This is a genomic window from Algoriphagus marinus (assembly GCF_001936475.1).
GTDB classification, from domain to species: Bacteria; Bacteroidota; Bacteroidia; order Cytophagales; family Cyclobacteriaceae; genus Algoriphagus; species Algoriphagus marinus.
Map to the genome: position 1 here is coordinate 60,260 of NZ_MSPQ01000007.1, position 12,967 is coordinate 73,226.

Sequence of the window (12,967 nt, forward strand, 5' to 3'; positions counted from 1 at the left end):
AATTAGAACTCCAATTTATGCTATTTATATGACGTGAAAAATATTATTGTAAGAATGTCGGGGATTGGGAGAATGGATATTAGGGAAAAGGGATTAGGAGAATAGAGATTAGGAGTTAAGGGATTTGGGGATTATTATTTTTAGATTCTATGTGGTAAAAAAATCTCAAAGGTTTCCCATCAATATCGCTTTCACTTTCTCCATTCCGGAAGTCGCATTTTCAGAAAAGACCTTCACGCTCCTTCGCATACTTAACGCTGCCCCGTTCGGGTCAATTAGGAATAATTTCGCCTGATTTGGCACATAATCCACCAATCCAGCTGCTGGGTATACTTGTAAGGAGGTCCCAATCACCAAAAAGAAATCAGCTTTTTTTGCCAGATTGATTGCAGGAATCATCATCGGAACTTCCTCTCCAAACCAAACTATATGTGGACGAAGCTGCGATCCTTTTTCGCACTTATCTCCTGCTTTGATCTCCCAATGATCCAACTCATACACAAGCTTTGGATCCATCGAACTTCGGGCTTTACTCAACTCTCCATGTAAGTGGAGTACTTTGGTGGAACCTGCACGCTCATGTAGATCATCGACATTTTGGGTGATGATATCTACCTCAAAAAACTCCTCCAAATCCGCTAGGGCGCGATGCGCAGCATTGGGAAGACATTCCCGAGCTTGCTTTCTCCGCTGATTGTAAAAGTCTTGAACTAGTGCCTGATTTCTCCGCCAGCCTTGAGGTGAAGCTACTTCCATCACATCATGCCCTTCCCAAAGTCCACCCGAATCCCGAAAGGTCTTGATCCCGCTTTCGGCAGAAACCCCCGCCCCGGATAATACGACTAGTCTTTTTTTAGAATTCATGGTTTTATAATGGGAATGGTGTAGGCATTATTCCTTTATCAATCGGATACCCGCGCCGACCTGAATGGCGGCATCGTCGAACCAGATGGTTTTTTCTTTAAAAAGGGAAACCAAAACCCTTCTTTTGGAAGGGAGACTCTCTCCAGATACATCAGCAGTTGCCCAAGTGCAAATCCCTTCACTAAAAGTAGAAGTCCCGAAAGCCGATCCATAGCCATTAGGCAATCCATCAAAGCCATATAAATTGGTGCCTCCTCCACTGCTTGTTAGCCATCCTGTCGCTGTTTTGAGTACGGCAGCTTCGTCGCCGGAATGCCCCTCACTTGCCAGGAATTTCTCCAATTCTCTAAAATCAGCTTCAGTCGGGATGCGCCAGCCTTTTGGAGCGAGTTTTCCACTTTCAATAGCAAAATGGTTATACATAGCCCCATAGTAATCAAAGGGCATCTCTTTGTCTACCACATTATTTAAATCTTGGGTTGCGGCCCATTGGTAAAAAGCTTCCTGGTTATTGATACTTCCCCAATTATTTCCATGTTTTTCTACCGTGTATAAGGTGATCGGGCTACCATCGTTGTATTTGGTGGTTTTTAGATTTTCAGCCATCCAAATCTGCTTACCCATTTTAATGGTCTGATAAACATTGCCATCCGCATCGATCAGCGTCAAGATCGAATCCTCATCCTGATCCTTTTCCCCACATCCAAAACTGGCTAGAAATAGAGAAAAAATAACAAATAGGCTAATCAGAGGATTGATTTGATGTTTGGGGTACAGATTCATTCGCTTTGGTTTTTCTAAAACTAAATCCAAAACTAGATTTTTACAAGGTTTGACGGCCTTTTCCAGATTTCCGAATATTTTGATTTTGAATCACTTATTTTTTTATATAAGCCATACACTCTATTTCCACTCGCGCATTCAATGCTAATCCATTTGTACCAAAGGCACTTCTTGCGGGTTTGTTATTTGGGAAGAATTTTAGGTATTCATTATTCAAAACCGGCCATTCACTCATATCAGCCAGCATGCAGGTGCATTTTATGACATTGTCCATCGACGAGCCATTTTCTTCTAAGATATTTTTAATATTCAACATGGTTTGCTGGGCCTCTGGAATGATCCCTCCTTCAACAAGTTTTAGACCTATGTTTCCAATTTGTCCTGACACATAAATAACATCACCGTAGATGACAGCTTGCGAAAATGGGAGATTGAGGGCTGAAAATTCCTCAGATGAAACATAGATTGCTTCTGATTTGGAGTTGTTTACCTGCGCAAAACCTAATGACACAGAAAAAAAAGCTACTGTTAATAATGTAATGAGTTTCATAAAATAGTCATGTTTTAAAAGAGGGAACTTAGGCAGAGAATCGATTCAAAAATAAGCTTTGAGTTTTTCTACCCCTGCTGATCTAAAGCTAAAATGGTATGCAAAAGCACATTCGCTCCATTCTCCATGTCTTCCCCTTTGGTGAATTCATTAGGCGAATGGCTGATTCCTCCGACGCTTGGGACGAAAATCATTCCTACTGGAGCAATCAGAGAAATTTGCTGGGTATCGTGGCCTGCCCCACTTTGCATGTATTTGGTTTTGAGTCCCAGAGCTTTGGCAGCCGCATTTATTTTTTCCTGAACTGCTGAATCGGTCAAGGCAGGAAGATTGAAACTCGGCTCTCGCCGGAAGTGAATACTCGTCTGAGTTTCGGCTGCGATAACTTGTGCACGCTTTTCAATTTCTCCCAAGAGCATTTCGATTTTTTCAAATGACAAATCTCGGATCTCCAAACCCATCATTACCTTGCCGGGAACAACATTGTAAGCTCCGGGAAAAGCTTCGATTTTTCCAACAGTTCCCACTTGGGTCCCTTGAACACTATTGATGACTTCATTGACGGCTACCGTCAGTTTGGATGCGGCCAGCAAGGCATCTTTCCGCAGTTTCATTGGGGTAGTTCCTGCATGATTGGCAAATCCCTCCACGGTAATTTCACAATCCAGAATCCCCACAATTCCTTCTACCACTCCAATTTGAAGGTTTTCGCTATCCAGAATTCCTCCCTGCTCAATATGCAATTCCAACCAGGCATGAAGGTCTCCTTTCTTGCGTTCCGCACTTCCTATGTCTTCTGGATTTCCTCCAATGGCTCGAATTCCTTCTCCCATGACCAAGCCACTTTGACTGATTTGTTTTAAACCATCCGAGCTGAGTTTCCCCACCATCGCCTTACTACCGATCAGTCCACCTTCTTCATTGCCAAAAACAATAACCTCCAAAGGATGCTCGGTCGTCATCTTGTTTTCATTCAGTATTTCGATGACTTCTAATGCAGCAAGTGAACCTAAAGTCCCATCGTAATTTCCCCCATCCGGAACCATATCGATATGTGAACCGAAGGCGATAGGCTTCAATGCCGAGTTGTTCCCTGCTCGTCTTCCTATGATATTTCCTCCTGCATCGATGCGGGGATTTAGTCCTGCCTTTTGCATCAGGTCCATAAACCATTTTCTACCTTCAATATCCCCTTGGGTGTAAGCTACCCGATACCCATGTCCATTTTCATCCTGCCCAAACTTCGCCAGCGCCTGAATCCGATCTTCAATCCGCTGGCGGCTTACTTTCGGAAGGCTTTGGGAAAAAGAAATTGCTTGGGAGTCCAGCCAACCAAATGCGGTCAATCCAAAACCGGTTAGTGCTGTTTTTTTAAGAAAGGATCTTCTGCTCATGTTGAATCAAGTATCGTTGTGGGATAAGTTAAAGATTTTTGGAGAAAAAGAGAATGTAGACTGTTTGTATTCTAATTCCTTTTTAAATGCATTATTGCTTGGTTAGGAAGGCATTTTTTTAACTACGTCAATGATTCGATTCTAAATTGCTTTTATTGAGGTTCTACGTTTAAGAAAGGATTACAATTACTACTACTCTTTATAAATCAGTTTTACCGCAGTATCAACATATAAATCTTTATCGTAGCCTATCGCACTTTCTTTTATTTCCATATCCAGCTTTAGTCCATTTCGCTGCACTCCTTCACCGGATGGGTAAAAGGCTCCAACTCCGGTAAAATCAATCGATGTACCATCGATGAGAGGTATAGGGTTTCTATTCATCACCGCACCAAAAGTCTTTTCCCCAATTGTCATACAATTGGGAGAAGCCTGAATAGCCATGCCAATCCACTCGGCCTTGCTGGCAGTTCCCCGATCCACAAGAAGAATGACTTTGCCCTTGAAATAGGATTTATTTCGTTTTCCGGCCTCGAATGGGTTGCTTATAAAACTTAACGCTGTACTCGTGATGAACTCTCCATAGGATGGTGCTAGTGAGGTAAGTGCATTCATGAAAATCTTTTTTTCTGGATAGAGGTATTTTGCGATATCATCTGCATCAATATTCCTTGGATAGTTTCTTAAGTCGACAATGATGCCTTTGAAATTCTCAAAATGACCGAATGCTTCCTCCAATTGCGACTTGTCAATATTATTCAAATTGATGTATCCGATTTCTGAATTTATTTCTTTCCATGCCTCCGTTTCTGGAGGCCACATGCGAGAATATTTTTCGGCAGGATATTGCAAGGGGTTTAATCGAATGAATTGCTTGAAGTTTCGACCGTCATTTTTCAAGACATTGACTTGAATAGAGTCTTCATTTGAAGCCAATAAATAGGTCTTTTCAATAGCATTTCTCAAATAATTTTGATTGGAGGCACTGATGACTTTCGAAAACTTGGCGGTATAATATTCTTCAAGAGCGGTATCATTCACCGCATAAATCACATCTCCTTTAGCCAAGGAATCCACTTCATAAAATTCCTGACGATATACCGAAGTAATCACCAAGGAGTCATTGATTATTCGCCCTCCGAAATTCGGGAAATGACTTATGGCATTGAGCGTATAACTGTCGCTATAATCTGAATGCGAATCATTCAAGTGGCTAAACAAATGCTCTTTGGATTGCTCAAAATTCACCTTCCCGCTTTCCATAAATTCTGGAATTAATTCAGTGATCACCTCATCCCAAGGAGTAGCTGTTAGGTAAGTATTGACATTCCAATAATTCATCGCATTCCAAAAGGATGCAAGAAATAAGAGTCGATGTGCTTCTAGCAAAGCATCAAAATCTAACAGAGGGAGTTCATTGCTGAAACCCACTGAGCTGCTTAACTTATTGGCTTTGGCGTAGTGATTTTGGTAGTTGCTGTTAGTAGTAAGTTGATGAAGTAGATCCGTAAGCGCTGGGCTAAATGTAGATTCATCGATCCATTCGTATCTAAAGTTTGAAGTAAAGCTATTGTCCGAGGCGTGCTTTTTCTTTGATTCGAGATGGTTTAATCCAAAACCCCCGATCCAGTCAAGCATTTCATTATCAAAAGCTTCGCTGGTTTCTAGTGTTTGCAGCTTTTGATATTCTTTTAAAAACACTTCATTAATATCATATTTCCCATCACTGATCTCAGGGTGATGATATTTCAATACTCCCCAAATCCGAATAAAGCGTTCATTTTTTTGAAACTCGTTTATTTGACTCGATGCATTGGTAAGGTGAAAACAGAGGACAAGAGAAAAAATATATTTCATGGATTGAACAAGATTACTGAAGTGCGTTTAGCGTTTGGATAATTTTTGATGAGCCGATTTATGACTTTTACTAGTCTTTCATCCTATCCGCAAGATCTCCTAAATCTCAATTCCCACCATAACTCCATCTGCTAATTTTTCATAAAAATGCTTTCTAGGAAATTCTGTTGAAACCATCTTTTTGTCCCAATATCATAAAACGAAAGCTTCCAAAAAGCGTAATTGAGTAAGCTCGATCAACTATTGAGATTTTACTTTATCAAATCCTACATTTATTCTTCTGACTTACTTCCCAATATTGCATATCTTTAGTTCGTTAGGTAAATCAATAAGCTTAATGCAATATTCGCCAAGGCATATAATCAAACGATCGCTCGATATGAAGCAAATTTTAATGGGTTTTATCGTTTCACTTCTTTGGGTGGGCTGTTCATCTGAAGAATACCTTCCACTAGGATATCAACTTATTGCGAATACTAATCTATCCTCAGCTGGAGGCTCAATACTTCCCTGGCAGATGGATCAATCAGGCGGTACAAACATGGGAGTTAGCAAGGGGATTTTTTTCACTGGAAACCAATCTCTATTTATAGAAAATCAGGATAGTACGATGAGTGGTACAGGCACTTGGACCCAAAAATATACCGGACCTATGCCAGCACCTGGAAGCAGCTTAGAGCTGACGGCTTTTCTCAAGGGGGAAGAAATCAGGAACTTTACGCCAGACCGTAATATTTTTATTTATTTTAAAGTATTTACAAAAAGCGATGCTAGTGGAGCCACCTATTCAGCCAGCAATCAGATTAAATTTGGAGGCAACTTTGATTGGACGCCATTAACTGCAAGGTTGGAGAGTTTCCCAAAGGATGCACAATCTGTACAAGTATATCTGTTTATGCCTTCGCTCCTTTATGGCAAAATATACTTTGATGAAATTCAGCTTAGAGTAAAGAAAAACTAACACTCCCCGTTCTCAAAATCCAATTTTCGTCGCTGTCTCGTTGTGAACTCTTGTATTCGGATTCCAGCTTTAATCTAGAAATTGAAAGTAAATCAGATTGAAAAGGACTTGTTTTTAATTGCATTTCAAAATTGATTTCTACAAAAACTCAATCGTCTCCACCTCTATCACGCAGGCTTGGTTTTCCACAATAATTGAGGTGACTATGAAAAGTTCCTCCAAGCGGGTTGGCGCAAAGCTGCTGAGCGGGATATCATAGATTTGCCACTCATTCGTCAACGTCAGCGGTACTTTGGTTTCGCTTCCATCCGTCGGATTGGATTTGTCTTTCAGGCTGATTGCTATTTTTTCTCCTCCTTTCACCCCTCTCAGCTTGAGCCGAAGGGTTTTGAATTTTGAATAATCTTTGACCCGATTGGGGTCCACTACCCCATTTCCCAAAAACCAGTAGGCAACAGCCCAGGGTTCCAAATCAAACTGAACAGCCATATGAGTTCCTAGGAACTGTATATTCACCCCCTGATTGTTATAAGCACTTGCTGCTGCATAATTATAGCTATCGGGGTTCACACCATTTCTCATGACTTTAGGATAAGGAGCTTCTCCGTATTCATCAAAAACCTGTTCCAGCTGCTGCTTGATCTCCTTGGAAAAGTCTTTTTCTCCTTTTACAAGCATCTCATGCAAGGCTTGCCCTTTGATCATGAGGTTTTCGTATTTCACAATGAGTTTATAAGGCCAAAAGTAAATAGGTCTTAAAGAAGGATGCTCAATTATCCCATCTACCATCGCCGGTAGCTGCCCTCCTAACTCTCGTTCCCATTCCCGAATACCTGGACTGAAAAAAGCATAGGTGCCAGGCAAGTCGGCATTGATAAATTGCTCAAAAGAATTCTGAAGGCCTGTATTGTAATTGTTCTCCAGGGTGGTGAGCTCTTCCAGTAAATTATAGTAATTGGAAAGCAGTTTCTCCAAGTCAGTGCCTTGAAGTTGACTCAGGAAACCGGAGTTTTTCAAGGACTCAAATCCGCTGAGGTCGGGGGTCAAATAGATATTGGTCCACGCATCATTGATGGCTCGGGACATAAAATCCAGGTTTTCTACACTGTAGCGGTACTCCGGGCTGATGTTTTGGCCATACACTTCGGACAGGATTTGATAATAGTCCGAAGCCATCCTTCGATTGATCAAAGTGATTCTGGGAAAAAGCTCAAGTCGTATTTCATTGATCTTTTGAGCTTTTTTCAGATCGCTGTCAATGTTCTGGGCAATACTGTTGAGGTAGCCTTCCAAAGCTTCACGATCTAGACGCTTTTGATTGGAATTATTGATTTGGATGGCAATCAGGATTCCAATTACCACCAGCAAAATCTCTCCAAAAGCATACTTCAGGTACCTACCTACCTGTGAGACGGGCTTCTCCAGTTTGTTTTTATTCATCAACTCAAAGCGAATTTTTCGAAATAAAGTAATCATGGCTTTTCTACCAATGCGGTGTATTGATCTTTTAAGCTAATCAAGATCAGTTAATTTCCATTGGCTTGAGGGGTTTTTTGGCTGAAAAAATATGGGCTGGATAGGAATCGTTTGAAATTTTAGGGAAGGTGAATGGATTGGAAATGAGATTGATTTGGGGGATTGGATAACACCTAGGCAAGCTAAAACTCCCAGAGCGGTACTACGCCCATGGATACGACCTGACTACACCGAGAAGTAGCACCTTTATTTTAATTCGACCAATATTGAATGGAGTACAGTATTACCTCTGTTATCGATTGAATGGGAAAGTGCCGGGGCTAGGAAGTTTTGTTCCTTTTTCAGCGACTCTGATGTTTTGTTTCCGTCAGGCCCAATTATTTCCACTTCCGCATCTTCCAGAAAGTACACATACATGGAGGGATGCTGATGCATTGGCTCAGTTTCGCCGGGATTTAATTTATGGTCAATTACTCGAATATGTTCGTTCTCAAATAAAACACTGTAGAATGGTGTAGGTAATTTCTCGAGTTTTTGTCCGCTTGTCTTAGTAAGGAGATTGAACAAAACTGTTAACACTACTCCTATCAGGAGTCCTATGGTCAAATAAAGTATTTTCTGTTTCATGCGATTTATTTTATTCAAATTCGAACTTCAGTCTCGTAATGGATTTTTTTTACGCTGAGATGGAGATTAGTTTTCTCAATAATTCTTAGCAAATTTTTCGAAATAAAGTAATCATGGCTTTTCTACCAATGCGGTGTATTGATCTTTTAAGCTAATCAAGATCAGTTAATTTCCATTGGCTTGAGGGGGATTGAACAAAACTGTTAACACTACTCCTATCAGGGCTTTGCGTTCGGGCGGGATTACGAAGCACCAAGTTTCAATTTATTACTAAGTTCATAAGAGGCACAAAGCTACAAGTTTACAATTCAGCCTGTATTACGCAAAACTCGTGATGGCTGCTGTTAGTCACCTAAAGCGATTTGTTTTATACTTGATTCAATTAATGCAAGTTTACTATAGTCGGGAAAAGCTTTCTTTATTTCTTCTTCTCTTGAGTTTGGTAAAATCTTCGCTCCTCTGTCTATCAAATCTGCTGTTGTTTCTAAGGATAATTTTAAGCGAGCGATTGTTTCTGGGTCTTTAATGTCATAGTGCTTTGAAGCAATTGCCTCTGCTTCTCCTTGAATTATATTTTGGAGTTGTCTTTTTTGCGCATCGACTAAAGCTGTTAAAACCTCATTTTTTAAATCCAAAGTTTTAACATGAGCTTCCAAAATACTTGCCTCCGCCATTTTCTTTCTAATTACAGCGGCCGCCCAACATATAGATGCAACTAAATTAACTGCAGCAAAAGTTCCTACAGAAACTATAATCCATATTGAGCCATTTTCTGCAGTTAGAATTTCTACATTACCGCCAGTGTTGCTGTCCAAAATTGGAAATTCAATTGCTTTTTTTAGGTCAATTGAAACCTTTGACAACTCATCAAAGCTATTTGTATCAGGTAGTTTAATTTCGATAACATTGTCTTTACCTATAATTGCAGAATTGTAATATTTGAGTAAAAAGGTAAGCCCAATTTTCAATTCTTCAACCATACGATTGATTTTTCCATTTTCTAATGAATTAAAGGCATCTTCGTCTCTGTAGTTTTTAAAAAGTGCAGAAGATTTGAGCGTGCCAATTTGCTGTCCAATAAAATCAATATCTGAAAGCTCGTTAACTGCGTCTTTTAATGTTATCAGATTTTTGGCAGTATAATTTAAATCTGAATTTTGGGTCGATACATATGAAGATGTATAGTTCAATTTACTAAGGTTCCTTTCAATTTTATCAAGTGTCTCTTTAATATTCATAAAATTTTATTAATTAAGTGCATCTTTAATGATAGCCAAGATTTTGCAGATTTGCGATGGCCTTCTTCTGTCGTCTGTCTGCATGTTAGATAGTTAAGAATTGTTCATACAGAATTTTCGCATAGTATTTCCCATATTTGTCTATAATGACTTTACTAAGTAAAATTGGTAAAAAGTAAATTGAGGTTAAAATCCAACCTAAACTCCTTGTTTCAATATCTCCTGTGTAATATGAAGAAATAAGAATAATTATTGAAATTACAAACCCCAGAAATGAACCACCAATTAGGTTTCTGAAAAATCCGTATTCAATGTTGTGTTGTAATAGTAAAGAATTGTCTCTAAGCACATTTCTAATCTGTGAAACAGTAGTCGCAATTAGTTTTCTTGCTCTTGGTTCGTCATCAGATTCTTCAATTTTGGTCAAAAGATTTATGTCAAACTTACTTTTTATTTTGTCTTCAATTTTTTGCTTTATACTCGTTTCAAGTTCGTTACTTGATTTCAGTAATAAGTTAGTTGTTGGCATATAAATTTCATCTTTGAAATAAAGTCTTTGAAATATCTCTTTGGAAAGGAAACGATTTATTTGAACAAGCAAAAACACAATGGCAGATGATAATATAATGTCAGTAACCGTTGGAAGTGCAGTGTATATGTTTGCCAGCTTGTCGTGATAGATAGATGATACAAACTTATTGTATAGTATTATCGCTGGTATTGATGTCAATACAGTTGGGAAAAGTCGTGCTTTTAAGTAATAACTATTTATTGCCATGATTTATTTTGCTGTTATTTGACATAAAAAATATGCTTGATGTATAGTATTAAATGTTGATATTTCCCATCCACGTTTAGCACGGAAATCTTTTGCAAAATCAACGTTTTTGACATATAGTTTTATGTGTTGGTCTGAAATGTCTAAAACTACATAACCTGCTTGATTGTTAGTAATTCTTGTCCCAGGATATTTTGCATAAGCTAAGTGCTTAGAATTAGCATTTCCAAAAAGAGTAATCGAAGGTGTTAGCGATTTTAGAAAATCAAAGTTTCTATCCGAATCTCTGCCATGATGAGGAGCAAATAGAATATCAATATTTTTAACTTTCTCTGAATGATTTTTAACTATATGTTCCCATGTCAAATCTTCGCTGTCCCCTGCAAATAAAATTTTCCAATGTCCTCCATTAGCTTTTGGTGGAGTATAAAGTAAAACATAAGATGAATCATTCCAATCTCCTTTTTCATTACATGATTTTATTATTGCAGGAGTTGGTGATAAAATTTCAATGTAATCTTCGTTAAAGTATTGGTTAGAGTTTCCTGAATAATATGTCAATCGTGTACTTGGTGTAATTTTTCCATCTCTAATACTTTTATAAAACTTCCAATCTTCTATGTTATATCCTCCAGAGTTAGCCTTATCAGATATTTCCTTTTTGTTGTTTGTATCCCAAATATTACCAACATTAAATTCTTCAAAAAGGTCTTTAATCCCATCCAGATGGTCCATGTCTGGATGTGAAACAATAAACCTAAAAATATTTTTTATCCCTTTTTGCTTAAGATAAAATATAGGATTATCAGGTTGTGCTTTTTGTTTATAGTCTTTTTTATCTGAAGGAACTTGTGTCCTTAAGTACATGTCTTTTCTAATATGTGAATTTTTAACAGCAATTTCTTCTGCTGTGTCATAGTCATTATAGCCATTACTTATGTCAATAACAGTAGTCCTGTTTGAGTCATGTTGAATAATATTACAGTCTCCTTCAAGTACGTTTAAGAAATGTATTGTCGCCATATTTTATATTTGTCGGTTTAATGTTGTGATATCGGTTTTAGGCTTTCGCATAACTTATTTATTGCCATACCTTTTGTTTATCTATTTCCTCAATTTGGTCAACTAAATGCACCTTTGGTAATTTTATATTTTCTTAAAAATCAGGTAAGGCTACCTTTTTTGACCCTGAAAAGTCTTTGAAAATAAGGAGGGATTAGTTTCCAAACAAGGGTTTTTAGGTAAATCGACGAAAAATGTCGGATTATTTTTTTTGAGAGGGCTTAGGAATTGATGATTAGGGATTAGGAGGGCTTAAAAAAGGAGCTCTCTTACAGTTTGATGCTTGTTCTGCTAAGCCATTTTTTGATCGATTGAGTCTTTGAGACCTTAGCTTATTCATAAGCACCTTAAGTTGAGTGTTGAAGACCTTATTTTAAATGATCAAGACCTGATCTTGAGTCTTGAACACCTTAAGTTGAATGAAAATCAATGAAACTTGAGTCATAATCACATGAACTTAAGTGTTGAACACCTAAAGTTGAGTGAAAAAGACTTAAACCTGAGTCCTAAACACCTAAAGTTGAGTGTTGAACACCTGAATTTGAGTGAAAATGACTTAAACCTGAGTCTTGAACACCTTATGTTAAGTGTTGAACATTTTATCTATGCTATTCGGTATTTTCAATGTCGAATTCCTATCCTCGGATTTTTAATCCGTAGAAAGAAATGTTTTCATCCTCCCGCACCAGCTGTCGTTTTCCAGATTGAAATTCTGCGCGGGAGGGGAATGAAATGGGGTTTTATTTTACCATGGGTTGCACCCATGGCTACCGAGCTTCAGCACCTACGGCGCTGGTGCTAGATCAGAATTGGAATAATTTTTCAATTCAAATTCCGCTGTGAAAACCTGTGTGGCCTCTGTGGCTTTGTGGTAAAAAAAAATAAAAAATAACGTTTCCATCCTCCCGTATCGGATGACGCTTTCCAGATTGAAATTCTGCGCGGGAGGGGAATATGGTGGGATTCCTGTTACTACGGGCTACGCCCATGGTCATGAATGGTTTGGTACCTTCGGCACTTGTTACCAGTTTCGATTGGAAGTAATTTTTCAATCCACCACAGCGGACAAGTATTTCAAATCTTCTAATCTTATTTCCTGTGAAACCTTTGTGTCCTCTGTGGCTTTGTGGTGAAAATAAAAAGACGTTTCCAACTGCTATTCGACAGTTGCAATGGCGAATTTCTATCCTGGGATTTTTAATTTGTGAAAAGAAACGTTTCCATCCTCCCGTATCGGATGACGCTTTCCAGATTGAAATTCTGCGCGGGAGGGGAAAATGATTTTACACCTAATACCCCGGGTTAAAACCCGGGGCTACCCATATCACGCTCCTATGGAGATGTTTTTTTTTTTTTGCAAGTGAGGAAGTAATTTTT

Annotated in this window: 12 protein-coding genes; 2 read left to right on the forward strand and 10 right to left on the reverse strand. The window is 38.6% G+C overall.

Translation table 11 applies throughout. The features are described 5' to 3' along the window. Positions 1 to 165: 165 nt before the first annotated feature. The 5 genes from BVC88_RS12340 to BVC88_RS12360 all read right to left on the reverse strand — a co-directional run bounded on the left by BVC88_RS12340 (position 166) and on the right by BVC88_RS12360 (position 5,448). Positions 166 to 864 carry an SIR2 family NAD-dependent protein deacylase gene (locus BVC88_RS12340; RefSeq protein WP_075351011.1) on the reverse strand — a complete coding sequence of 233 codons (699 nt, stop codon included), beginning with the start codon at positions 862 to 864 and terminating at the stop codon, positions 166 to 168. A 27-nt stretch (positions 865 to 891) separates the two neighbouring features. After that, positions 892 to 1,647: a fibrobacter succinogenes major paralogous domain-containing protein gene (locus BVC88_RS12345; protein WP_075351012.1), complete on the reverse strand. Its 756-nt coding sequence runs from the start codon at positions 1,645 to 1,647 to the stop codon at positions 892 to 894. A gap of 94 nt (positions 1,648 to 1,741) precedes the next feature. Then, positions 1,742 to 2,197 (reverse strand): RidA family protein, encoded by a 456-nt coding sequence (locus BVC88_RS12350; RefSeq protein WP_075351013.1) that lies wholly within the window; start codon positions 2,195 to 2,197, stop codon positions 1,742 to 1,744. 68 nt (positions 2,198 to 2,265) lie between these two features. After that, positions 2,266 to 3,591, reverse strand: coding sequence for a Zn-dependent hydrolase (locus BVC88_RS12355; RefSeq protein WP_075351014.1), 1,326 nt, complete (start codon positions 3,589 to 3,591; stop codon positions 2,266 to 2,268). Positions 3,592 to 3,783: 192 nt separating this feature from the next. Beyond that, positions 3,784 to 5,448, reverse strand: a complete 1,665-nt coding sequence (locus tag BVC88_RS12360; RefSeq protein ID WP_075351015.1) for a S41 family peptidase — start codon at positions 5,446 to 5,448, stop codon at positions 3,784 to 3,786. Between the two features lie 379 nt (positions 5,449 to 5,827). Between BVC88_RS12360 and BVC88_RS12365 the strand changes: the two genes are divergently transcribed. Beyond that, entirely contained in the window at positions 5,828 to 6,409 is a 582-nt protein-coding gene (locus tag BVC88_RS12365; protein WP_139316567.1) for a hypothetical protein, read from the forward strand. A 138-nt stretch (positions 6,410 to 6,547) separates the two neighbouring features. Here BVC88_RS12365 and BVC88_RS12370 read toward each other — a convergent pair whose 3' ends face one another. From BVC88_RS12370 to BVC88_RS12390, 5 genes are all read right to left on the reverse strand, one after another. Continuing rightward, positions 6,548 to 7,885: a DUF6090 family protein gene (locus BVC88_RS12370; protein WP_075351017.1), complete on the reverse strand. Its 1,338-nt coding sequence runs from the start codon at positions 7,883 to 7,885 to the stop codon at positions 6,548 to 6,550. Between the two features lie 246 nt (positions 7,886 to 8,131). Beyond that, positions 8,132 to 8,512 carry a cupin domain-containing protein gene (locus tag BVC88_RS12375; protein ID WP_075351018.1) on the reverse strand — a complete coding sequence of 127 codons (381 nt, stop codon included), beginning with the start codon at positions 8,510 to 8,512 and terminating at the stop codon, positions 8,132 to 8,134. A gap of 344 nt (positions 8,513 to 8,856) precedes the next feature. After that, positions 8,857 to 9,750 (reverse strand): hypothetical protein, encoded by an 894-nt coding sequence (locus tag BVC88_RS12380; protein ID WP_075351019.1) that lies wholly within the window; start codon positions 9,748 to 9,750, stop codon positions 8,857 to 8,859. A gap of 85 nt (positions 9,751 to 9,835) precedes the next feature. Beyond that, positions 9,836 to 10,528 (reverse strand): hypothetical protein, encoded by a 693-nt coding sequence (locus BVC88_RS12385; RefSeq protein ID WP_075351020.1) that lies wholly within the window; start codon positions 10,526 to 10,528, stop codon positions 9,836 to 9,838. Positions 10,529 to 10,531: 3 nt separating this feature from the next. After that, positions 10,532 to 11,551, reverse strand: coding sequence for a ComEC/Rec2 family competence protein (locus BVC88_RS12390; RefSeq protein WP_075351021.1), 1,020 nt, complete (start codon positions 11,549 to 11,551; stop codon positions 10,532 to 10,534). Between the two features lie 953 nt (positions 11,552 to 12,504). On the opposite strand from BVC88_RS12390, the gene BVC88_RS12395 reads away from it, so the two are divergent. Next, positions 12,505 to 12,723 carry a hypothetical protein gene (locus BVC88_RS12395; RefSeq protein WP_075351022.1) on the forward strand — a complete coding sequence of 73 codons (219 nt, stop codon included), beginning with the start codon at positions 12,505 to 12,507 and terminating at the stop codon, positions 12,721 to 12,723. The last annotated feature ends 244 nt before the right edge of the window (positions 12,724 to 12,967 follow it).